The sequence below is a fragment of the Staphylococcus kloosii genome (assembly GCF_003019255.1).
Taxonomy (GTDB): domain Bacteria; phylum Bacillota; class Bacilli; order Staphylococcales; family Staphylococcaceae; genus Staphylococcus; species Staphylococcus kloosii.
In genome coordinates this window covers 507,604-531,623 of the sequence record NZ_CP027846.1, presented here as the reverse complement: position 1 = coordinate 531,623, position 24,020 = coordinate 507,604, and the positions used below count along the sequence as shown (strand labels likewise).

General features: G+C 31.5%; 24 protein-coding genes and 1 pseudogene. 14 read left to right on the top strand and 11 right to left on the bottom strand.

Annotation, left to right across the window (positions count from 1 at the left end; genetic code table 11):
* Positions 1–248: 248 nt before the first annotated feature.
* Both C7J89_RS02600 and C7J89_RS02595 read right to left on the bottom strand, forming a co-directional pair.
* Entirely contained in the window at positions 249–1,136 is an 888-nt protein-coding gene (locus C7J89_RS02600) for an LPXTG cell wall anchor domain-containing protein (RefSeq protein WP_103294608.1), read from the bottom strand.
* A 255-nt stretch (positions 1,137–1,391) separates the two neighbouring features.
* Positions 1,392–2,156, bottom strand: coding sequence for a CHAP domain-containing protein (locus C7J89_RS02595; RefSeq protein WP_103294607.1), 765 nt, complete (start codon positions 2,154–2,156; stop codon positions 1,392–1,394).
* A 473-nt stretch (positions 2,157–2,629) separates the two neighbouring features.
* Here C7J89_RS02595 and C7J89_RS02590 point away from each other — a divergent pair, with 473 nt between their 5' ends.
* Positions 2,630–3,547 carry an AEC family transporter gene (locus tag C7J89_RS02590; protein ID WP_061853911.1) on the top strand — a complete coding sequence of 306 codons (918 nt, stop codon included), beginning with the start codon at positions 2,630–2,632 and terminating at the stop codon, positions 3,545–3,547.
* A gap of 75 nt (positions 3,548–3,622) precedes the next feature.
* Here the strand turns inward: C7J89_RS02590 and C7J89_RS02585 are convergent, their stop codons facing one another.
* A complete protein-coding gene (locus tag C7J89_RS02585) occupies positions 3,623–4,372 on the bottom strand; it encodes a class I SAM-dependent methyltransferase (protein WP_103294606.1) in 750 nt (249 codons plus the stop codon).
* Between the two features lie 192 nt (positions 4,373–4,564).
* On the opposite strand from C7J89_RS02585, the gene C7J89_RS02580 reads away from it, so the two are divergent.
* Complete coding sequence (locus C7J89_RS02580; RefSeq protein WP_103294605.1) at positions 4,565–5,137, top strand: histidine phosphatase family protein; 573 nt, start codon at positions 4,565–4,567, stop codon at positions 5,135–5,137.
* Between the two features lie 239 nt (positions 5,138–5,376).
* On the opposite strand, the gene C7J89_RS02575 is transcribed toward C7J89_RS02580, so the two are convergent.
* Positions 5,377–5,850 carry a peptide-methionine (S)-S-oxide reductase gene (locus C7J89_RS02575; protein WP_103294604.1) on the bottom strand — a complete coding sequence of 158 codons (474 nt, stop codon included), beginning with the start codon at positions 5,848–5,850 and terminating at the stop codon, positions 5,377–5,379.
* 118 nt (positions 5,851–5,968) lie between these two features.
* Between C7J89_RS02575 and C7J89_RS02570 the strand changes: the two genes are divergently transcribed.
* Positions 5,969–6,901, top strand: a complete 933-nt coding sequence (locus tag C7J89_RS02570; protein WP_103294603.1) for a VOC family protein — start codon at positions 5,969–5,971, stop codon at positions 6,899–6,901.
* A 152-nt stretch (positions 6,902–7,053) separates the two neighbouring features.
* The gene (locus tag C7J89_RS02565) at positions 7,054–7,425 is read left to right on the top strand and encodes a YbaN family protein (RefSeq protein ID WP_103294602.1); all 372 of its coding nucleotides are present in this window, start codon (positions 7,054–7,056) and stop codon (positions 7,423–7,425) included.
* 45 nt (positions 7,426–7,470) lie between these two features.
* Here C7J89_RS02565 and C7J89_RS02560 read toward each other — a convergent pair whose 3' ends face one another.
* Positions 7,471–9,576 (bottom strand): DUF4064 domain-containing protein, encoded by a 2,106-nt coding sequence (locus tag C7J89_RS02560; RefSeq protein ID WP_103294601.1) that lies wholly within the window; start codon positions 9,574–9,576, stop codon positions 7,471–7,473.
* 323 nt (positions 9,577–9,899) lie between these two features.
* Here C7J89_RS02560 and C7J89_RS02555 point away from each other — a divergent pair, with 323 nt between their 5' ends.
* Positions 9,900–10,685, top strand: a complete 786-nt coding sequence (locus C7J89_RS02555; RefSeq protein ID WP_103294600.1) for an arylamine N-acetyltransferase family protein — start codon at positions 9,900–9,902, stop codon at positions 10,683–10,685.
* Between the two features lie 58 nt (positions 10,686–10,743).
* Here the strand turns inward: C7J89_RS02555 and C7J89_RS02550 are convergent, their stop codons facing one another.
* Positions 10,744–11,325: a type I secretion system protein gene (locus C7J89_RS02550; protein ID WP_103294599.1), complete on the bottom strand. Its 582-nt coding sequence runs from the start codon at positions 11,323–11,325 to the stop codon at positions 10,744–10,746.
* 215 nt (positions 11,326–11,540) lie between these two features.
* Here C7J89_RS02550 and C7J89_RS02545 point away from each other — a divergent pair, with 215 nt between their 5' ends.
* The 4 genes from C7J89_RS02545 to C7J89_RS02530 all read left to right on the top strand — a co-directional run bounded on the left by C7J89_RS02545 (position 11,541) and on the right by C7J89_RS02530 (position 14,442).
* A complete protein-coding gene (locus C7J89_RS02545) occupies positions 11,541–11,759 on the top strand; it encodes a hypothetical protein (RefSeq protein ID WP_061853922.1) in 219 nt (72 codons plus the stop codon).
* A 77-nt stretch (positions 11,760–11,836) separates the two neighbouring features.
* Positions 11,837–12,751: an alpha/beta hydrolase gene (locus C7J89_RS02540; protein WP_211295551.1), complete on the top strand. Its 915-nt coding sequence runs from the start codon at positions 11,837–11,839 to the stop codon at positions 12,749–12,751.
* Between the two features lie 31 nt (positions 12,752–12,782).
* Complete coding sequence (locus C7J89_RS02535) at positions 12,783–13,124, top strand: putative quinol monooxygenase (protein ID WP_103294598.1); 342 nt, start codon at positions 12,783–12,785, stop codon at positions 13,122–13,124.
* Positions 13,125–13,245: 121 nt separating this feature from the next.
* Positions 13,246–14,442 carry an MFS transporter gene (locus tag C7J89_RS02530; protein WP_103294597.1) on the top strand — a complete coding sequence of 399 codons (1,197 nt, stop codon included), beginning with the start codon at positions 13,246–13,248 and terminating at the stop codon, positions 14,440–14,442.
* Positions 14,443–14,498: 56 nt separating this feature from the next.
* Here the strand turns inward: C7J89_RS02530 and bla are convergent, their stop codons facing one another.
* Entirely contained in the window at positions 14,499–15,344 is an 846-nt protein-coding gene (gene bla, locus C7J89_RS02525; protein ID WP_103294596.1) for a BlaZ-like penicillin-hydrolyzing class A beta-lactamase, read from the bottom strand.
* 106 nt (positions 15,345–15,450) lie between these two features.
* Here bla and C7J89_RS02520 point away from each other — a divergent pair.
* Both C7J89_RS02520 and C7J89_RS02515 read left to right on the top strand, forming a co-directional pair.
* Positions 15,451–17,207 (top strand): annotated as a pseudogene (locus tag C7J89_RS02520) (BlaR1 family beta-lactam sensor/signal transducer).
* Complete coding sequence (locus C7J89_RS02515; RefSeq protein ID WP_103295915.1) at positions 17,197–17,577, top strand: BlaI/MecI/CopY family transcriptional regulator; 381 nt, start codon at positions 17,197–17,199, stop codon at positions 17,575–17,577. Before C7J89_RS02520 ends, C7J89_RS02515 begins: the two are co-directional and overlap by 11 nt.
* 22 nt (positions 17,578–17,599) lie before the next feature.
* Here C7J89_RS02515 and C7J89_RS02510 read toward each other — a convergent pair whose 3' ends face one another.
* Positions 17,600–17,938: a nucleotide pyrophosphohydrolase gene (locus tag C7J89_RS02510; protein WP_103295916.1), complete on the bottom strand. Its 339-nt coding sequence runs from the start codon at positions 17,936–17,938 to the stop codon at positions 17,600–17,602.
* A gap of 4 nt (positions 17,939–17,942) precedes the next feature.
* On the bottom strand, positions 17,943–19,673 hold the full coding sequence (locus tag C7J89_RS02505) for a DUF2075 domain-containing protein (protein WP_103295917.1): 1,731 nt from the start codon (positions 19,671–19,673) through the stop codon (positions 17,943–17,945).
* A 425-nt stretch (positions 19,674–20,098) separates the two neighbouring features.
* Between C7J89_RS02505 and C7J89_RS02500 the strand changes: the two genes are divergently transcribed.
* A complete protein-coding gene (locus tag C7J89_RS02500; RefSeq protein ID WP_061853928.1) occupies positions 20,099–20,668 on the top strand; it encodes an RNA polymerase sigma factor in 570 nt (189 codons plus the stop codon).
* Positions 20,658–21,503, top strand: a complete 846-nt coding sequence (locus C7J89_RS02495; protein ID WP_103295918.1) for an anti-sigma factor — start codon at positions 20,658–20,660, stop codon at positions 21,501–21,503. Before C7J89_RS02500 ends, C7J89_RS02495 begins: the two co-directional genes overlap by 11 nt.
* 262 nt (positions 21,504–21,765) lie before the next feature.
* On the opposite strand, the gene isaB is transcribed toward C7J89_RS02495, so the two are convergent.
* On the bottom strand, positions 21,766–22,644 hold the full coding sequence (gene isaB, locus C7J89_RS02490) for an immunodominant staphylococcal antigen IsaB family protein (RefSeq protein ID WP_103295919.1): 879 nt from the start codon (positions 22,642–22,644) through the stop codon (positions 21,766–21,768).
* A 431-nt stretch (positions 22,645–23,075) separates the two neighbouring features.
* Between isaB and C7J89_RS02485 the strand changes: the two genes are divergently transcribed.
* Positions 23,076–23,432 (top strand): DUF488 domain-containing protein, encoded by a 357-nt coding sequence (locus tag C7J89_RS02485; RefSeq protein ID WP_103295920.1) that lies wholly within the window; start codon positions 23,076–23,078, stop codon positions 23,430–23,432.
* Between the two features lie 161 nt (positions 23,433–23,593).
* On the opposite strand, the gene C7J89_RS13190 is transcribed toward C7J89_RS02485, so the two are convergent.
* Entirely contained in the window at positions 23,594–23,764 is a 171-nt protein-coding gene (locus C7J89_RS13190) for a hypothetical protein (protein WP_157881575.1), read from the bottom strand.
* Positions 23,765–24,020: the final 256 nt, after the last annotated feature.

Sequence of the window (24,020 nt, the reverse complement as noted above, 5' to 3'; positions counted from 1 at the left end):
AATGATTCCCGACTTCATTGGCATCATATTAATGTACCTCTATAATTTTCATGATTGTTGGTGTATGTAGCAGTTTGTTCATAGTAATGTCTCTCCCAAAAATTATTTCTATCAGAGGAATATTATAACCATTACTGAGCCAAAAGTGACCGAGTCTGACAATGACCTAAAAAATAAGCAAGATTTAGTAAAAAACACAATGTTAAAACAAAAAGCTAACAGGATAACCCTGCTAGCTATAAAATCTATTACATATTTGATTTTTTACTTCTGAATAAACGTGTTGATAAGAATGTTAATCCAGCAATAAATAATGAACCTACAGTAACTAACACACCAGATTGTGCGCTACCTGTTTTAGGTAATTGTTTGGCTTTCTTTTGAGTTGCTTTAACTTTTTGGTCTGCTTTTTTAGCTTTATCAGTTTTAGCTGTCGCTTTATTGGCTGCAGCTACTTTAGTGTTTGCTGGTTTCACAGCAGCTTTTGATGCATCTTTTTTAACAGTTGTCTTACTTACTGTTTTAACGTCTTTCTTAACGCTAGTTGTAGTTTTAGCTTTTGGTGCTTCTTTTGCTTTTGTACTAGTTGATGCTTTTGGAGTTTCTTTCGCTTTTGGTTCTACTGCTTTTGGTTCCACTGCTTTTGGAGTAACAGATTTAGGCTCAACTACCTTTGGTTCAGCTGCTTTTGGTGTAGATACCATAGGTGCATCTGCTTTCACAGTTGGTTTATTTGGTTCAACTGGTTGTGACGCTTTACCTTTTGCATCAGCAGCATTTGAACCTGTCATGTTAGAATTATTAGATTTAGAATCCTCCGTTCCTTTCGCTGCAGGTTTGTCTCCAGTATCATTTGATTTTGGTGATGCTACTGATGAACTTTTCGTAACATCACTAGCTTTTTTATCATCTGCTTTTTCGTCTTTAGCTTTTTCTTCAGGCGATACAACATCTTTAGCCACTTTATCTGAACTAGCTTTTGATTTATCTTCATTTACTCCATTTTTAGCCTCGGCTTGTACATTAGTTGGTACTTTTGATACTTCACTTTGACTATTTTCTTCTGCATTTGCTTGAGCAGCAGTTAATAATAAAGCTGAAACACTTAATGAAGTTACTATAGATTTTTTAAACATAAATTTTCCTCCTGTTGTTAGGTCACTTTGATGTATTTATGTCAGTAAAAATTTTTGGAAGTTATTATTCACTGAAATTTGGATCTTATATAGCTATACACTTATTATTATAGCGATTTATCTTTTCTATTTTTTACTATTTTCATTACATTTTATACCTTTTTACTTTTTTATTAGCCTTTCTCCCTTTTTATTCCTAAACTCACAAAAAATCCCGTAAATTCACTCAAGAATTTACGGGAAATGCGTTATTGCTTATTTAATATAGTTATATGAACCTGCTTCGCTTGCAGAAATTGTACGTGAAGTTACAACGCCAGGTCCTTTACCATAGTTCATTTCTGATACTTTTACTGAACCGTCGCTGCTTACACTATCTACGTATGCAACATGGCCATAAGCACCTTGTGAAGTTTGTAGGATTGAACCTGATTTAGGTGTATTATCTACTGTGTAACCAGATTGAGCAGCTTTGTTTGCCCAGTTACTAGCGTTACCCCAGTCAGAACCAATTTTTCCGCCTACTTTATCGTAAACGTAGTAAGTACATTGTCCTGCATCATAAGCGTTGCCACCACCTGATGATTTACCTGCAAATGCTGTTGAACCATCATTTGATTGAGGTGCACTTTGTGTTTGTACTTTTACGTTTTTGTCTGATGTGCTGTAAGATGCACCTTTTCCGCCAGCGTTATTAGCTGTATAAGATTGTGTTTGGTTGTTTGTACCATAATTGTAGCTATAGTTTTGTTGACCTTGGTTGTTTTGTTGTTCAACTTGTCCTTGTTGCGCTTGTTGATTTTGTTGACCTTGTTGTGCTTGGTTTGGACTCCAATTACCTTGCCATTTGTAATGATAGTTACCTTGTTGGTCTATATTATATGAGTAGCTATAAGATGATGCATCGTTTGGGTTATATGCACCTTGCCCGTTATTTTCTGCTGCGTCAGCATGATGATGTGCCATTCCTAAAGTTGCGATACCTGCTGTTGCTATTGTAGCTGTAGCGATCTTTTTCATAATTAAAAATCCTCCATAAATATAAGTTAAATTTTATTAGTTAAATGAGATTCTCGTGGCTCATAAATTACATGTTTACTTTATAATTGTATTTTTTCATCGCTTTTTAACGACAAGACACACACTAACAGATAAATTTAACTTTGTGGGCGATGTTATGACATTGTAATTGACGCATAATAATTTCAAGTTCGCTGTAATTTTTCTGCCTTTTCTGTAATTTAATTACAAAGTTGCCACCACAGTTTTTAAGCTTTCATATTGTTTTCAAAGTATTACATCATGTAATAAGTAATGTAATTTGATGTTTGTTACACACGGTACAAATTAACAATATATAACTTTTAGTTATTGCAAAACATTATAAACCATTACTTAAACTTATTAATTTTGTATGCTAAGGTTAAAGTAATCACTACATCATACGGGTTAGCACGTTTTTTAGAAGGATTTATATAGATAAGAGGGATACTATGTTAGTTTTTATTTTATTACAGGTTATTTTACCTATTTTAATTTTGATTATTGTGGGGGCATTAATTCAAATTAAATTTACTTTTGATTTAAAACAACTTTCTACTTTAATTACTTATTGTTTAATGCCAGCAGCAGTTTTCATTAATATTATAGATATTAAAGTTAATACAACTGTTATGATGCGTATTATTTCTTATTTAATAATTTACACAATCATTTTAATGTTACTAGGAAATGGCTTAGCCAAATTATTAAAGTTAGATAAACCGCAAGGCGCAGCTTTAAAAAACAGTATTTCTTTAATGAACTCGGGAAATTATGGCTTACCTGTCAGTCAACTCGTTTTCGCACACAATCCTATTGGCGTTTCTATACAAATTTTCATTCTTATTTTCCAAAATCTCTTAACTTATTCTTATGGGCTCTATAATTTACTTTCTGCAACAACATCGTTACGTGGGATTATAACTTCATTGTTAAGATTACCTATTTTTCATGCGCTTATCTTAGGTATCATCTTTCAAGTATTCAATATTCCGTTACCTGAATTTGTACATATTCCTTTAAAAGAATTATCAGATGCTTTTGTCGCAGTTGCACTACTCTTATTAGGTGCGCAGTTAGCTAAAATACGTTTACGCTTCTTACATCGCGTTATTACTTGGTCGTTAATTGGCCGTTTAATTATCGGTCCTTTACTTTCACTCGCTATCATTTATATCTTGAAAATTGACGGTGTCGTGGCACAATCACTATTTGTTGCAAGTTCGTTCCCTACATCTAGAAACACTTCTACTATTGCGATGGAATATGATGTAGAGCCAGAATTACATGCACAAGTAGTACTGTATTCTACTTTACTAAGTGTTATTACGGTAACTACAGTCATCTATCTTTCAAGAATCATGTTTTAAATAGCACATTCAAAAAAGAGCGGGACAAAAATCTTATTTTGATAAGAAGATTTTCTAGTCCCGCTCCCGTATTATTTATTTATATGCAAAAATACGAACTCTTCTATAATCAACCGTCCATTGTCCCGCTTCATATAAATTATCTCGCAATAACCTTGAACATTCTTGATAGACATTTTGTTTCTCTTCATCTGTAAAATCTTTAAGTAAATTATCGCTAAACATCACTAACCAATTGACGAGGCCATCCTCACCTTCTAATGGCGTTGGGCGATCAAAACTTTCTACTGTAACGTCTTCAAATCCTGCTTTAAGTAAATCACTTTTAATATCTTCATCTTGTCTAAAATTCCACGGGAAATAATCTGGTCGATATGTATAACCTAAATTATGAATCGCTTGTTCAATGGCGTCTGACACCATTTTAATATTATGATAAGCACCAAATTCAGCTATAAATCTTCCATTATCAGTTAAGGCATTATAACAATTTTTAAATATTCGTAAGTGTTCAAACGTCCAGTGAAGTACGGCATTTGAAAATATCGCATCATATTGTTTTACATCAGATAACATTGAAGCATCTGCAACTTCAAAGTGTATGTTAGGAAACTTTTTCTGTGCTTGGGCTATCATTTCAGGAGAAGCATCGATACCAGTGACCGTAGCACCTTCCTGCGCAATCTTAGCAGTTAAATCCCCCGTTCCACAACCTATATCAAGTATATTATCTCCTTGTTGCACATTTAAAAATGAAGCAATACCTTCACCATATTTTGCTACAAAACTATGTTTGTCATCGTATAATTCTGAATTCCATTTCATGTTGACCACACTCCCTCGTTTACAAAATCACCAATTTAAAATATCTACAGTTTACATGATTAAATTAAGCAAATGCAAACACTCAATTAAAAATTCACGGCCAATACTTTACTATTTAAATGAAATTTTATTACAATAGATAATAATTAACTAACTAAAGCACACGTATACTGATAATAAGGAGCTGTTACGATGACTGAAGTATGTTTAGTCAGACACGGAGAAACTGATTGGAATAAGGCTGGTAAATTACAAGGACGTACTGACGTACCATTAAATGAAACAGGCAAATTACAAGCTCAAGCATGTGGCAAGTTATTACAACAACAATCATGGGATGTTATTATTGCGAGTCCGTTATCTCGTGCAAAGGATACAGCAGAAATTATTAATACATATTTAAATTTACCTTTACGTGTAATGCCAGAATTTATTGAACGTGGTTTTGGAGATGCAGAAGGTTTAACAGCGGCAGAACGTCATGAAAAGTACCCTAATAGAGATAGCAAAAATTCAGAATCTACTGAAGCTTTAAACCGTCGTCTTAAAGAAGGGCTAACCACAATCAATAACGATTATCCAAATCAAAAAGTGTTACTCATAACTCATGGTGCAGCTATTCATCAAATTTTAGATATTTTTGACACTGACAATAAACATAAGCGTGACGCTAGACTTGCCAATGGTGGTTTAAGCAATATTTATTTCCGTGAGGCAAATTGGCATATTAAAGACACCAATCAAATCGCACATTTAGCAGATTAAATTAAAAAAGTGGGATGTCATCTATCATTACGATGACTATCCCACTTTTTATATTCATTTATTTTACGTAAGCACATTATTTTTTCTTACGTTTCTTTTCTTCCAATATAGCCATAACTATAAATAAGACTATTAACAGCGGAGACATCATAATAAATATCATGCATACAACACCTCATTTTTACAACAAGTTATATTTGCTACCTTTAGTATCTAATATGCTATGTATTTTTACAATGTTATTGTTTATATTTTCGCATTAATGTGGCAGGAATATGACAATAATCATTCGGATATTTATCTAGCCTATCTTGATGTTCTTCTGCACTCGGAATATAATTCGCTAACGGTAAGACTTCTACCGCAATGTCATCGTTATCTTCACGTTGCGCTATAAATGTTTTAGCACTTTGTAAATGTTGCTCATTGTCACTATAAATACCTGTGCGATATTTTGGACCAACGTCTTGCCCTTGTTGATTGATACTATAAGGATCAATAATTTCAAATAAGTATGCCGTTAACTCTGGCACAGATACAACTTGCGGATCAAACGTTGTTTTTACACATTCTACATAACCATCATACTCTCCTGCTAATGATTGTGTCTGTCCATTTGCTCTGCCCGCTTCAGTAGCGACAACACCTGGCAATGTTTTCACAAATGCTTGTACGCCCCACAAACATCCGCCAGCCAAATAAATAACTTCCATCAAATTCCCTCCTCAATAGTTATTTTTTAATTATTGTCATAATTCTATCGCACTATAAACTCAAAAACTATCATTACTATCGTTTTTAGTATATTGTTTGATTAAAAGGAGGATATTTATGAACATTATTGGTCACCATCATATTTCTATGTATACAAAAGATGCGCAAGCAAATAGAGATTTTTACGTTAATGTATTAGGTCTACGTTTAGTAGAAAAATCAGTCAATCAAGATGACCCTACGATGTATCATTTATTCTTTGGTGATGAAATAGGTACGGAAGGCACGCTATTAAGTTTCTTTGAAATTCCAAATATTGGTCAAAATCGCCCTGGTACAAATTCTATTTATCGTCTATCACTACTCGTACCCAACAGAGAGGCATTACAATTTTTCAAAAACCGTTTAGAACAAGATGGCATTACAACTACGCCGATGACTTATGTAGGACAACCTGCATTATTATTTAAAGACATCGACGACTTAGAAGTGATGTTAGTCGTCAATGATGATTATAAAGTTCCTAACAAATGGCGCAACAATAGCTATACTGATGTGCCAAAAGACTATCAAATTCTTGGATTAGGTCCAGTCGAACTGAGATTACGTGATACAACACCTACGCTGAACTTTTTAACGAATGATTTAGGTTATAAAGTCAGAAATAATTTAAATACAGAAGATACTGTTGTCACTTTAGACGAAGATGGTTTATATACTGATTTTGTTATCATTGAACAACAGGGAGAGCGAGTTAAACCCGGACGAGGTTACGTACATCATATCGCAGTGAATACACCTAATGACGAAGACCTCACTGCAGTTTATGAAAAAATTGACGCCTTACCACGCAATAACTCAGGTATTATCGATAGATTTTTCTTTAAATCATTATATTATCGCCAAAATTCAATTATGTATGAATTTGCGACGGCACAGCCCGGTTTCACAGTTGATACGTCGATAGAAGATTTGGGCAAACATTTAAATTTACCAGAATTTCTAGAAGATAGGAGAGCAGAAATCGAAGAAAACTTGCACGATTTATAGTTTTAAAATGTCAGCTCGACTAAGTGAAGAAGTGGAGCTGACGAAATTTATTGTCTTATATACTAATAATATGTCGCATGCGTTTCAATATTGACAAGCCATGCGATATCACATAAAATATGTCAAAATCATACTTAAATAAGGATAGAATCATGAAAATAATATTAATTTGTTTAGGTTTCTTTTTTACTTTTTTAGGCTTTTTAGGTGCCATTTTACCTTTATTACCTACTACCCCATTTATCTTACTTGCCGTATTATGCTTTGCTAAAAGCTCACCCAAATTTCATAACTGGCTCGTTGCCACAAAAATTTATCAAGAATACGTGCATAATTTCAAAAAATACAGAGGTTATACATTTAAACAAAAAATCAAAATGTTAATCAGCTTATATATCGTAGTCGGTTTTTCTATATTTATGGTAGACATTATCTTTATAAGAATAGGACTAGGCATCATGTTAGCAATACAAACACTCGTCTTATTTTTAGTAGTAAAAACATTACCGGCAAATTACGAATAAAAAGAGGAGTACATCTACATGTACTCCTCTTTATTTTGCTTCATATTAGAATCTATAATCTTCTGAATCTGTATCTTTTTCAGCATCGTCTTTATTTTTATTCACACGATTTTTGAATAGATTATTATTATAGTTATCTTCTTGATTAGCTGAACCTTCATCGTCGAAAGCTGATTTTTGTTGGTCGTCGACGCGATGCTCTTTTGAATTTACGTCTGTCGTGTTCTCTACGTTGCGACGTAAATTAGAATTGTCGCGTGTTTCTTGACTATCACGATTACTAATATCTTTGTCGTTACCTTTATTCTCTGTTACGTTGCTTGGTCCAGATTGTTGACTTTCTGTATCGTGTTGTGTACTTGCTTCCACTTTTTCATCTTGACCATGATTGTCGTCATATTGACGTTGACTTGGTGAAGATTGCTCACTGGCACCAGTTTGTTCAAAACTATTAGTCATATCTTCATGTACTTCTTGATCACCTTGATTGCTAAATTGTTGATTCGCAGTATTTCTACCTTCGTGACCACTAGTGTTACCAAAATCTTGATCATTACCTTGGTTATTTGTTACGTAACTAGATGAAGATTGCTGACTTTCAATATCATGTTGTGTGCTTGCATCTACTTTTTCGCCTTGACTTGAAGGACGCTCACCAGATTGATGGAAGCTATCATTAATATCTTCATGTACACCTTGGCTATCTGTTTCGCCTGAATGATAATTTGATCTATCATCATTATCTTGAGAAGTTGCTGACGTATTATCATTTTGTTGCGTCGAACTAAAGTCTTTGTCATTACCTTTATTGTCAGTCACACCGGCATTGGTAACGTTTTGCGTACGTTCGCCACCACGGTAGTTATTAGAACTAACATTTGTATCATGACCTTTGTAATTGTCACTTGTTGTTTGTTGGCGATCATCAACGCTATCGTTACTAGTATTAAGATTTTGTTGATTGTCATTACTAGTGTTGTAAGATGATTCGTGTTGATTTTCACCTACATGGCGATAAGCATAAGCTGAGTCTTTATCGTTACCTTTATTGTCTGTAACGTCAGAATTTGTAGTATCTTGTCTTTCGCCTGCACGATAGTTACTTGTGCTTGCGTTTGTATCATTACCTTTAAATTCTGTATCACGTGCCTGCTCATTTGGATCGTGTTGACGATCATCAATGCTTGTACTTGCATTGTAAGTTTCATCATTACTACCGTCTGTTGTTGTTCTGTCATTGTTATTGACATCTTGGCGACTATTTTGTTCACGACGGTCATTTGAATAAACATCTTTGTCGTTGCCTTTGTTATCTGTAACGTTGCGTTGTTGATTTGTATAGTCTTCGTCTCCATGATTATTGCCAGCAACAACATCTTTGTCGTTACCTTTGTTGTCAGTCACATTATTACGTTGTTCTCCATGTCGTTCATCTTCATGTTTTTGACTACCAACATTATCTTTGTCGTTACCTTTGTTATTCGTAACATAAGCGTCTTGTTGACGATTATTATCATGTGATTGTGATTTATCGCCATGTTTATGTTCGTCATTACGTTCTTGTACATCGTCTTTATCTTCTTTAGGAGAAGCTGCTACGGCACCAGTCGTTGCTGCACCAGCTGCTGCGCCACCAACCGCTGCGCCTGTTGCTTTTTTATTTGAACCTTTATGACCGTCATGGCCTTTATCATCTGATTCATTAGCGTTATGAATATCGTCTTCACGACCATCTGGACCATGTGAATCATCAGAAGGTTTAGGTTTTCTTACAAGTAACATAATACCTGCGATAATCCATAAAATGGCACTAATCCAGTTAAATAATAGAGATACAATACCTAAAATTAATAAGATTACCCCTGCTAATTTCGCTTTCTTTTTAATAAGTAACGCAGCGATAATTGCTAAAATTAATACAATTATACTGATTACAATACCAGACGTTACAAAGCTTGATAACATGCCAGTCATACTTGATACATCCGACGATGTCGCAGATGGATTGTTTTCTTGAATACTTGTCGTAACTTCATCTTTGAAACTTGAGTTACCCATGAATAATGATGTAATTGCTAGTCCAATAACAAGTAGTAATTGTACTACAATTCCTATCCAGGTTAATACTTTTTCACCAGTTCTTTTAATCATAGTCAAAACCCTTTCATTGTTTATTTTTGTTACAAAAATACAAATGGAACTAACCCTGTTATTTCCATCATTGTGATATCAAAATTTACGACTCAAATACCATTTTTAATTAACTAACAATTACAAATGGCTACAATTTTATAATTTTACTGTTTTGAGTGTGGAAAATTATTATGTAGATTAACAAAATAATAATTTTTATTCTTTTATCCTATTTAAACGTTTTCAAACCTATAATTCTAAATCGTTCTATTTGTAATAAAGAATTTAACGCTATAATCTTAAGTTATTACACAAACACTTTAATTAGGAGCTTATAATCTATGAATATCAAAGCATTCGAACAGCATTTGAAAATTGATAGCAATATGTATGACAAACCTACATTAGACGCACTTAATTATTATTTACAACATTTTATGTTCACTGTCCCTTTTGAAAATATAGACGTTCAAAATGGTGTACCTATATCAGTCGATATTAATCACCTTTTCGATAAAGTAGTTAATCATCATCGTGGTGGCTTTTGTTATGAATTAAACACTTTGTTTAAATACTATTTAATACAACAAGGGTATACTGCAGAAAGTATATCGGCAACGATTCATACACCTGATGGCGGTCGTAGCCCACATGGTTCTCATATGTCTACAGTCGTAACTATTGGCGACAATCAATACATTGCTGATGTAGGTTTCGGAGACTTGCCATTAAAAGCCTTACGCATCACGACTTTAGAGAATGCAGAACCTGTTATCGATATTAACGGACAATTTCGTGCCATTTTAATGGAAGAAAATAATGTTCACCTTCAAAAATTAATAGCTAACGAATGGCAAACGCTATACGAAGCAGAGTTGATAGCAAGATCTATCGATGAATTTGAAGACAATATTAATTATAACCAATCAAATCCAGAATCAATTTTCGTTCAACGTCTACTTGTGACACAGCCACAATCATTTGGTAGAGCAACTATGTCATTCAATCACCTTACATTAACGAAACAAGGTCAAAAGGAACAACAAGAAGTAAACTCTAGTAATTACCGCCAGTTATTGTACGACTATTTTGGCTTAGACGTGGCGATTAATAAACTAGAATCTTAAAGAATTTTAAAGGGATATGTAATTATTTAAATTAACTACATATCCCTTACGTTATATTTTATTCATTAAAAGTGTATTTATTTTTAGATTTTATTTCTTCATAACTTCTAATATCAGGTTCAAGTATTTTATGATTATAATTCTTTCGTGCAAAGTTATTCATTTTCAATATAAATTCACGAACTTCTTTATCTAATTTAACTTTTGAACCAATTATAGAGGTTAACTCCTTTTTCTTTTCTTCAAAATTATTATCATATATTTTATAAGTTACTTTGAAATTTTTAAATTGTATTTCTAGTGGAGCAAATCTTCTCAATAAGTCCTGTAAAAGATAACTAGAATTATCATCATGGTGGCTCAATTTCATTATGAGTGTTTGAAGTTGATCATTTAAATTTTTAAAATCACTTTCGATTTCAAAAAATATTTCAGATGTATAGTCTCGACTTTTCAAAACTCTTTTTTCATCCAATTCAGTGTTTCTAATTCTAGCTACTTTATAGACGATTAAATCAATCATACTCTTTATGTCATTCTCATAATCAATGCGTTTATCCCTATCTTCTTTGCGAAATTGTAACCAAACTCCTATTAGCGCTATAAGACCTCCGGCTAAAGCTGATATAAATTCAGACATAGTCATACACCTCTTTAAAATTAATTTATATTCCAATAACCTATTTCGAACAATAAAAACTTTAAATTCATCTATTTTTTCAAATTTTTAACTAAATATTTTATTATTGGCTGTTTTTAGATTAGTTCCCTCTTAATTAGTATCTAAAGTGTGTATGATTTATATGCTCATTTATAGGGAAAATAATTATTAGTAACAAAATGGAGGGATTCATGATGAGTAGAATTGATGACAGAATGGAAAAAGATATCGAAGAAAAACCTTCACGTGCCGAAGGAGATTGGAATACACAACAAGAAATGCAACAAAACGCCTTTGAACGTTTAGGTAAAGACTCAGTAATTATCGAAACTTTAGTAATTATGAACATCGTATTTGCAGTATTTACATTTAGTTTAATCGGTGTTTTAGCATACATGTTTAAAAGTAAATAATTTGAACTGACAATATAAACGTTCTAACATTAATGTTAGAACGTTTTATTAAATTTTTAAAAAAAGAGATGAACAAATTGACTCAACAAAATAACACAAATATTGAAATGCTTGACATTAGTTTTAACGCTGATGGTACAACTTTAAGAGGGTGGCTATACTTACCTTCTGAACGTACAAAACCTTTACCATGTATTATCATGGCCCACGGTTTCTCAGCTATAAAAGAAATGGGGTTAGCACCCTATGCGCGTAAATTTTCCCAAAATGGTTATGCTGTACTCGTATACGATCATAAAAACTTTGGTGACAGCGATGGTGAACCGCGCTACGAAATAAATCCTTGGGAACAAATAGAAGGTTATAAGCATGCGATAACATATGCATCTACATTACCTGAAATAGATGCTAATCGCATTGGTATTTGGGGCTCTAGTTACAGTGGCGGTCATGTATTAATGGTTGGTGCAAGTGATGCTAGAGTTAAATGTGTCGTTGCCCAAGTTCCAACGATAAGCGGTTCGGAAACAAGTAAGCGCCGTATGACTGGTGATGCACTAAAAGCAAAACAAGATGAATTTGCTCAAGATAGAATAAATCGTCAGCAAGGTAAAGCTCCTACTTATACTAAAGTAATCCCTGAATTTAACAACGATAAAGGCATATATAACTCACAAGATGCTATCGACTGGTATGGAGATGGCCACGAAAAATATAACAATGCTGTAAATAAAGTAACTTTGCGCTCAGTTGAGTTTTCTCAGTATTATAACCCTGGAAATATGGTTCCATTTATTAGCCCTAAACCTTTATTAATGCTTGTTGCTAAAGATGATATTATCACACCTTCAGATTTAGCTTTACAAGCTTATGAGACAGCACTTGAACCTAAGTCTTTAAATATCATGCCTGGCGGTCACTTCGACCCTTATAATGTGAACTTTGACCAATCAAGTACCCAAGCCTTAGAGTGGTATAAAAAATATTTATAAGTTATCAAAAGACTAATGAGGAGATGCTAGTATGTTAATCGTAACAGCTTATTATCTATGCAAAGAAGGTAAACGCGACGAAGTTTTAGAATATTGCCAAGAAAACATCAGAGAAACTAGAAAAGAACCTGGAAACATTAGTTACATGCATTATCCAGATCCAGAAAATGATAACGGAGTCTTTGTTTTAGAAAAATGGGAAAACGAAACATTATTTGATAAACATGATAAAACTGAACATCATCGCAAATTTAGTGCCTTGAGACGCCCTCTTTTACAACCTAATTCATATGAAATAACAATTTACAATGCAGAACCTAATGACAGAGAGAACGACAGAGTACATGAATTTGTTAAAAACCATATCAATTAAGAGAACATTTATAAGATCTAGCCACTTTTGGTTAGATCTTTTTTTATCGAAAACTAAGTTGACATCAATATTAAAAATTTCATACAATAATTGTAATTTTAAACGTAAGAAGGTTTTATCGATGAACTATTTAACGGTTTTACAAAATAAAAACTTTAGTTATTTATTAATAGGTAATTTTCTTAGAAGTAGTTGCTTTGTATTATTTTCACTGCAACTTATATGGTTCACGATTGACCTTACGCATCATTCTGCTTGGAAGTTATCACTTATGGTAATGAGCCAGACACTACCGTTTATATTATTTGGCGTGCTTGGTGGTGCATTTTCAGATAGACATAATAAACGTAAAATACTCGTACTGTCAGATTTTGTCTTAGCTTTTATTATCCTATTAATACCTATACTAGCCTTTACTTCATCGTTAAATTACGTAACATTGTTAAGCATTTCTACTATTATTACAATTATTAACTGTTTCACTGATCCTGCATTCAGAGCATTACTGCCAGATTTAATTACAGAAGAAGATTTAGCAACTTCAAATGCATTAATTGATAGTTTACAACGCGGCTCAAATATTGTGTTACCTGCATTCGTTGGTGTGTTGGTTTTTCTAGTCGGTAATGTTGGTGTGTTTTACATATGTAGCGCCTTACTCTTTTTAGGCTTTATAGCAAATTCATTAATTAAAAAAGATAAACATCTTGATGTATCAACAACGAATACTAAAGAAGACTTTAAATTAGCATGGAACTTTTTAAAAACAGTAAAAACAATACCTTATATTATTATTATTCAATTTATCTGTATCGCTATTAACACAGGTTTATGGCGTGTTGCATTACCACTATTTATAACTAAAAATCTACATGCTGGTGTCGGAGTCTATGGTTTAGCAACATCATTTTTAGGTGTAGCTTCGCTAATTATGTCATTAATTGTAGGATTATTAACTGCCAAATATATTATTCTTAAATTTAGCATCGGCGTTTTTATCTGGGGCATTGGTTTATTTATAATTGCCATTTCACCTAACGCAATATTTATATATTTAGCAGCTGTACTTATTGGAATAGGACAATCAATCGAAGGATTAACACGTTCAATTGCTATACAAACACAAACGCCACCGCATTTAATGGGCAAAGTATTCAGCTTATCTTCAACATCAAATTATGCAGCTGATACATTATCTTTAGGGATAATTGGTGTACTTACTCCGATTGTAAGTTTGGGACTTATTTTCGGTTCAGGTGGTATCATTGTGGCATTATTAAGTTTTATTGGTATCACGTTTATAAAAGGTAAGCATTAATAATAAAAAACGCCACAACGTATATAATTTCTATATACGTTATGGCGTTATGATCCTTAAAATTCTTTCATTACTTTTTTAGCAGTTTCGCTTATTAATTTATCATTTGGCTTAGCATTTTTGTCATCTTTATTTGTGAAAATAACTAATACAATTGGTTTAGATTGTCCTTTAGGATAAACGTATGCAATGTCATTTCTAGAAGCATACGTTAGGGCTTGACCACTTTTATCTGCAACTTTGTATTTTTTAGAAACCCCATCTTTTATCAAAGTGTCACCGTTTTTATTGTTAAACATTAAATCAAGTAAGAAATCTATGTTCTTTTTACTTAAATCATCTTTTTCAATCAATTTCTTCATAGTCTTGCCGTATGCTTTAGGCGTTGAAGTATCTCTTTTATCTTTTGGTGAGTAATTATTTAGGTCTGGCTCGTATCTAGATGGTTGAGTCGTGTTATCCCCTAATTCTTTTAAATTTTTTCTAATTTGTTTATAGCCACCAAGTTCATCAATAATTTTATTATTTGCTGTGTTATCACTGTACATCATTGAAGCTTTAATAAGCTCTTTTACAGTTATATCCTTGCCAACGTATTTTTCTAACACAGGTGAGTAATCAACAATATCACTTTTATTAATATGTACTTTTTTATCTAACTTATCATATGGTACTTGTTCTAGTAACATTGCACTATTTACTGCTTTTGACGTAGAAGCATAAGCAAACCTCTTATCTGCATTAAACTTTATTTCCTTACCGCTCTTAGTATCTAATGCGTAAACACCAACATTAGCATTGTATTTCTTTTCTAAATTTTTTAATTCATCGGCATGTGAATCCTTTGAATTGCATGCGCTTAAAATGATTGCACATACGATTAACACTATTAACTTTTTCATATTAATCCCCCTAATATTACAGTTGTAATCTTTCTGGCCTCATGATATTACAATTGTAATCTTGTTGTCAATCGTTTATGATTAGTACTTGAAAGAAGGTGACTACGTGGCTAAATTACTTATAATAAGTGTAATGAGCTTTACTATTATATTTCTATTAATATTATTATTTAGATATATTTTAGATCGCTATTTTAATTACAGATTTAGTTATAAAATTTGGTACCTCACTATTATTGCAGGCCTAATCCCTTTCATACCATTTAAATTCTCTTTGCCAAAATTTACTAATTTTGATAAGCAAGACACTAATGTAAGTAGTGGCACTAAGCGTTTAAATGAAAATATAAGTACAACTAATCATGTTCAAGACTTAACAACAAATATTCATAAGGTAAACTGGGAATATATAGACGCAATATTTACAATACTATGGATCGTCTTAATCATAGTTTTCAGTATTAAATTTATAAATTCATTGCTTTATATTAATAAATTAAGAAAGCAAAGTTCTAATTTAAATAAAGGTGAGACTTATAAGTTAATTCAGATACTAAATAACTATCAATTAGCACCTAATATTGTGATTAAAAAATCAGCATCCGTGACCTCTCCAATAACTTTTTGGTATGGAAAATATTATATTTTAATTCCTACTGCATACTTTAAAGATTTGGAAGAACAAAGCTTAAAATATATAATATTTCATGAATATGCTCATGCTAAAAATAAAGATACGTTACACTTAATTATCTTTACTATATTTTCTATCATCATGAGTTATAATCCATTGATGCCTATAGTTAAACGTATGATGACAGATGATAATGAAGTTGAAGCTGATATCTTTGTGTTAAAAAATATTCAAAGAAATGAATTTAAAACATATGCCGAGACGATTATGATGTCTGCCTTAAAATTTAAGTCTTTCAATAAAAATATATTAAGTCATGCATTTAACGGTGAAAAAACTTTACTCAAAAAAAGACTTATTAATATCAAAAAAATTAATTTTAAAAAGCAGCCAAAAACGATTTTGATACTGACTTATGTATTTTGCCTATTTCTAATCATTTTCCAAAGTCAGTTTTTAATGGGACAATCATTAACCGATAATAAATACAGGGAGCCTTTAAAGAGTAATTATCAGACCATTGATAAGAGTAAAAACTTTGCTACACACAAAGGTTCATTCGTAATGTATAGCTCGAAGAAAGATGAGTATTATATTTATAATGAACAAGAAAGTAGAAAAAGATATTCTCCGGATTCTACTTATAAAATTTATTTAGCCATGTTCGGACTAGACCGTAATGTAATAACGAGCAGTAATTCAATGATAAAATGGGATCATAAAAATTATCCTTTTGCCTCGTGGAATAAAAATCAAAATTTAACTACAGCACTGCAAAATTCAGTTAATTGGTACTTTGAACGTATTAGTAATCAAATACCTAAAAATTATACAGCCAACCAACTGAACCAATTAAATTACGGAAATCAAAATTTGGGTAACTATAATGCTTACTGGATGGAAAATGATCTAAAAATTTCTAACCTTGAACAAGTCATCGTTTTAGATCGTTTGATGGAACATAATAGTCATTTTAGTAAGGCACAGAAAAACCAACTATCCTCATCATTATTGATTAATAAAAACAATAACTATGCGTTGTATGGTAAAACTGGAACAGGTATCGTAAATGGTAAACATAAGAATGGATGGTTTGTCGGCTATGTAAAAACGAATCAGGACACATATTATTTCTCTACACATCTATCTGATAAAAATGCTTCGGGAAAAATGCTGAATCTATTAGCAAAGAAATATTAAAAGAAATGGGTGTTTTAAGTGCTCAATAATCAAATCGAAATAACCGCCGCCGAATGGGACGTTATGAATGTAATATGGGATAAAAAATCAGCATCTGCTAACGAAATTGTTTTCGAGATTCAACAATATAAAGAAATCAGTGAAAAAACTATTCGAACACTAATAACGCGTTTATATAAGAAAGAAATTTTGACGCGACATAAAGCTGATCGTATTTATTATTACTCATCTAATGTTAAAGAAGATAATATTAAGTTGAAAACAGCTAAAAACTTTCTCAATAAATTATATGGCGGAGACATGAAAAATTTAGTCCTTAACTTTGCACAACATGAAGAACTAAGCGCTGAAGAAATTAAAGAACTGCGTGATATCTTAAATGATTTTAGCGATAAATAAAAAGACTCCTATTATGGAGTCTTTATAAATTATTGTATTTATTTTTTTTATTCTTACTTTTTGATATAGGATATTTAATATTATTTTTCTTTAACTTATCTTCAACTATTTCAGTTATATTAAAATCTAAATTATCAGCTAACATATAACTATATATTAATACGTCTGCTAATTCTTCTGCTAGCCTAACCCTTTTGTCTTGAACTACTTCTTCCGATTCCTTCCATTGAAACAGTTCTAACAACTCGGAAGCTTCTAATGAGATTGATAGAGCTAAATCTTTTTCATTATGAAACTGCCTCCAATTACGGTCATCTCTAAATTTATTCACTTCTTTAATTAAATTCTTAATTTCATCCATAAACTCACCCTTTATAAGCTTCTTTCAATGCTTCATTTAATTCTTTATCTACTGCATATATATACAAGCCATTAACTCCACGTGTCATTAAAACATTTAATTCATTTTTCAATAACTCTTCTGCAAAGTTTTGTTTCGATTTATCAGATAATGTTCTATTTTGCGTTGCTTTAGAATTTTGACTTTCATTTTTATCAAAAATTATTTTGCCACCTCTAAATTTAACGGAGGGACCAATAATTACTCCAGCATAATTCAAATCAAATCCTTGAATAGTAAATGTAGACCCTACTTCATTTATAGTGTTTGTTTGTTCTGCCCAAGACCAGTTTTTCTCTCCACGTAATGTTTTTAGTTGTAAATTCCAAGGCATCGACCAATCACCTATTTGAACTTTCCAATAATCATCATCTTGTGGTTTTTTATTTCCGTTATATTTCCAATCAAATGTTGCTAAAACTCTAGAAATTCCAGATTCAGTTGATTTAGCTTTTTTCCTAATTTCTTTTTCCAATGATTTTGGATTATCAAATATTTTTATATCATAACCCTTATTATCGTATGGAATTTTATTAATAACTTGTTCATCAATTAATTTTCTAATCCACTGAACAGTTTCTTCACTACTATTTATTCTTAATTGATTTTTCAGTAAAATGTGATTATCATTTTTCTTTGTACTTTCAACTAATTCGTTCAAAGTATCAAATTCCCATATTTGTTCTCTACTAAGTATTTGCTTACTATCAAATACTGCAACTACTACTTTTGCTCTTTCAAGAATATCTTTTAAATGACCTTCACCTTTATATGACATTTTTCCTTGAGTCAATAATAAGTGAGCTTCATCAACGATTACTACATCTACCTTATCTTTAGACTCTCTATTTATTATAAAACTAGTAGGTTTTTTTATGATATTGTGATTTTTAGATGTTAATCCCAATTTTTCAGCAATCTGTTTATAAACCTTCAATTGTTGTTCATGATTTATTAAAAGATGTACATCTAAATCTTCCATGAAATCGTCGTTTTCAAATTGCTTCAATTCATAAAAAAGCGTGCTCATTAATACCGTTTTACCTGAACCCGCTTCTCCTTCTACAAGTATAAGTTGATTATCACTATGTTGATGGAGGGCTATTTTAATTTTAGAAATGATTTCGTCTTTAGCTTTATTTTGCTCAGGAGTCAATTTATGAAAAGGAGATGCTTTAAATATTGCTGAATCTCTCACCACACTTTCTAACGGAAATAAATCGCCATCTTTTTTATGTAAAGAGTTCCATATATTATTAAATATTTCATCCAATTTATCTGACGTATAATACTCATTTTGTTGATTTGTTCTACTATTAAAAATTGATTTTACATTATCTACACTAGATAAATATTGCATTAACCTATTCTCTATATCTAAAGTTAATGATTTATTAAAAAAAGGGTGCCCTATAACATACATGGATGAAGTTTTTGAATTAGAAAAATTACACCAATATTGTTTTATTTTAGAATCTACATTTAAATGTTGTTTTGTTCTACTATTGATATCCGCAGTTTCTCCAACATATATATTAACTTCGTGTTGTTTCTTTTTATCATTTATTATATAAACAGTTGGATAACGTAACAGATATTTTGCTTCTTCTACTTCCGCCCATTTTTTAACAGTGTTATTTAAATTTTCTACAGTATAGTTTATTTTTTTTACCATTAATTTATTATCTGTAGTCATATGAGTCACCTTTTCTTATTTTTAACTATTTATCATAATTATAGAATAGTAATATAAACCATTCAACAACCTATATATTCACAAAAAATCCTATTCCTACTTTTATATTTGTTTGGTTTCATAATTTAAGTTTATTAAAAAGATACTCAAATTTCAGAATTGAAGACATTTTACGTCGTTTATCATTAAAATTTTATTCCTATCTCCCTTTATTTAAATTATCGCTAAAGGTTTTTATTGGTATTTTGCACTCTTTTAAGTTCATAATGAGTTGTATTTTAATATTTTGAGCAATGCATCTTAAAAAAGTTCATCCGGTATGATGAACTTTTTCTTTTTTTAATACGTATATTTATTACAGCATGCTATAAATTTATGTGGTTAATTTAGGTGTTTTGTTGATTTTTCAACAAGGAGGGGAAAAAATGCTAGATGAAAATGAGCTTTATCAGCTAATTGTAGAGCACAAAGACAGTGCGAGCTTGGAAAAGCTTTATGATCGTTATGAATCATTGTTATATAATTTAGCTTATAAAATCACTCAAGACCAGCAATCAAGTGAAGAGGTCTTACAGGATATATTTATGAAAATTTGGCATCAAAAAGCTATTTTCAAACCTGAAAAAGGTAAGTTATCGACTTGGCTCATTACGCTATGTCGTAATAGAGCCATAGATATTTTGCGACAAAGAAAAGATATAGAGCGCAGTTTTGACGAAGAATTTCACGGTATAGAAACAAATAGCCCACCGGAATATGATTTATTAGATAAGGAATGTTCCGAGGAATTACAAAAGATTATTTCATATTTAAGTAAGGACCAACAAACAATCATTTCCTTATTTTATTTTAAAGGCTTAAGCCAACAAGAAATTGCCGATAAATTAAAAATGCCTCTAGGCACGGTAAAGAGTAGATTAAGGTTATCAATTAAACATTTAAACGATTATTTAAAAAATATTTTAAGAAGGGAGAGTGAAGAAAATGAAAGATAACAAAGTCGATATTATATATGATTATTTCAACGATAAGTTATGTGAAAGTGAAAAAGCACATGTTGAACATGAATTAAAAGTATCATCTGAATATAATGAAGCTTTGGACGAAATAGCAGTTCTTCACGATATTCTTCCTTACAGTAATAAAGAAGTAGAACCACCAAAAGATATGAAAAAACGTATATTAAGCACAGTAATTGAAGAACGCAACGATGCATCAACTGATACTGAAAGCGAACCTATTGATAATAAAAATCACGCTAAAAAATATACACAGACACATCAAAATAGTCATCGCAGTTCAGACTCAACTCGTTATGACAAAGACACGACACAATCAGATAATAAATATCGTAAGAAGAAAGGGATACGTTCTCAAATTCCTCTTATCATCATGGCAGCAATTTTATTATTATCATTAATAGGTAATGGCATGCAGTATTTTAATCATAAAAGTTCAACTAAACAGAACACTGCAATGATTAATAAAGATAAAGCTCATTCAATGTCATTAAAACCTATGACAAAAAGTAAAGATGAAACTAACGGGCATGCTTATGTTTCCAATAACAAAGACAATAGTAAGTTAATGGTTGAAGCTAATAATATTAAAGCTACAAAAGGTAACGAAGTCTACCAGGTTTGGGTAATAAAAAATGACAAACCACACGCAGCAGCTACATTAGCAACTACTAATAACAAAGGAATGGCCGTAGCAGATTTAAGTCATATGAATATCGATAAAGAGGACACGATTGCATTAACGTTAGAACCTTCTCCCAATAATGATAAGCCTAAAGGGCAAATGATTATGGCTAGTAGCAAAGTATAATAAACACTTTATAATGCATTTTAAATGGGATCACGACTTAATGTGGTCCCTTTTTGATATGTAAAATTCATTTGTATTATGAATGTTTCAAAATCAAATAGTATTAATAAGAAAAGGAGCGAGACAAAAGCCTTATTTTTATAAGAAGGTTTTGTATTTTAGCCCCTAACTAGAGTTGAAAGCAGCTTGTTACAAGCGTATTTTCGATTCAGTCAATTACTAACCACATAAAAAAAGAGCCTCATCAGAGACTCTTTTTCTATTAACCAATCATAATTTTCATTAAGTAGCCTTGGTCATCGAAATATGCAGTATACATGCCGTTGTTAGTTTTGTAAGTGATATAAGAACCACTATCTGTATTACCTTCATTAGACATATGGTTAGACATGTGTGCTTTTTTGAACATATCTTTACTTACTGTATGTGCTTTTGTTTTAAATGAAATATGCACGACTTGACCATCTTTATTCATATCTACCATTGTATCATCAACATGCTTACTAGAAGCTACATCTTTATCGGTAGTCGCTGAATTAACTTTGTAACCATCAATCATGGCGTTATCGTATTTTAACGCTCTTACGAAATCATAATCTTGCGTGAATTGACCATCATATGTCGTATAACCATTATAGTTATAATATGGCATCATTGTTTTTTGAGTCATATTGCCGTTCATGTTATTGTTCATGTTCCACATGTTACCTTGATTCATCATACCTTTTTGGTTCATGTTTCCATTCATGTCGCCCATGTTACCTTGATTCATCATCATATCTTTTTGATTCATGTTACCATTCATGTTGTCCATCTTACCTTGGTTCATCATCATATCTTTTTGATTCATGTTACCGTTCATGTCACCCATGTTACCTTGGTTCATCGTCATAGCTTTTTGATTCATGTTACCGTTCATGTCACCCATGTTACCTTGGTTCATCATAGCTTTTTGATTCATATTTCCATTCATGTTGCCCATATTACCTTGATTCATCATCATATCTTTTTGATTCATATTTTCATTCATGTTGTCTTGATTCATCGTCGTATCTGCATGTGCTGCACCACTTGTTCCTAATCCTAATAGTAAACCTGTCGCTAACGCTGAAGATGAAAATACTAATAATTTATTATTCATAAATCCGCACCCCTTTTTTTTATTTTTATTATGCTTTATTCATGTTGTTTAAATATCTAATTCTTACGCTAAAAAAGTAACTTGCTAACAAACTATAAATCTAATTATTATTGCGTAAGGCCCCCTTTGTTTTCTACTCATTAAAATATACGTATTATCTCCTTATTAAGTTCACTTTTTATTAAAAAATATTTAAATAACTTATATTGAACAGATACACATAGTAAATAAATCTTGATATAACCGTATTTTCAATTCAATCATCTATTATCAATAAACTATTATGGAAATTTATATCTAAGCTCATAAAAATATATTTTCTTAGTTTTCCTACACTCCATTAATCATTTCTTATACATTTCTATCTTTCATGACTAATAAATTTTAACTTATTATTTTCCGGGTAATGTATTTATAGAGGGTGATAAAAGATGACAGTTACAATTAAACGTATTTATGACGCAAAGGATAATAAAGGGACGCGTATTCTTGTGGATAGAGTATGGCCTAGAGGTATCTCTAAAGAAGATGCGCATTTGGATCACTGGTTGAAGGAAGTCGCTCCAACGAGTGAATTAAGAAAATGGTTTAATCACGATCCAAAACTTTATGCAGCGTTCAAAGAAAAATATGAAAAGGAATTGCGTGAAAATGATGACCAAAACGAAGCGTTCGAAGAATTACAAGAGATTGCGCGTTCGAATAACGATATAGTACTACTTTATGCTGCAAAAGATACGGAACATAATCAAGCCGTCGTACTCAAAGAATTACTAGAAAATAAATAAAGTGAACGAGATAGAATATAAAATGATTGTATATCTCGCCCACCAAAATTGACTAGAGTTGAAAAACCTTAATAAAAACTTATTTCACTTCCATCATATACTGACAATATAAAAATAGAGTCTGGAAATATTACGATATCCCAGACTCTTCATCTATATGATTATTTATTCATTTTTAAATATGTCATGTATTTAAGACCTAGTGCAAATAGCGTATACCCTAGTAGGATTTGTGGCACTGACTTTTTAACTTTAAAACTTTTTGTCACTAACTGTGGAATTACATTACATAAGGCATATAAAGCAAAAACTTTAACGTATCTTTTGTTCATTATTATTAACTCCTTTAGTTAAATTTTTTATCAACAACGGTTAATGCAATGGCTCTTAACTCCTTTATAATACTGAAATACGTTACTTTCAACCGGTTAAGTTATTTTTTAGTTTAAAATTCATAATATTGATTATAAATATTCACAAAGTCTTCAAATAAATGAATCATATATGAGGTGTTATTATGAAAGAATTAGTCGGACAGTGTGAACTATGTCATAAAAATGTATATTGTATGGATGGCTTCTTGAATGG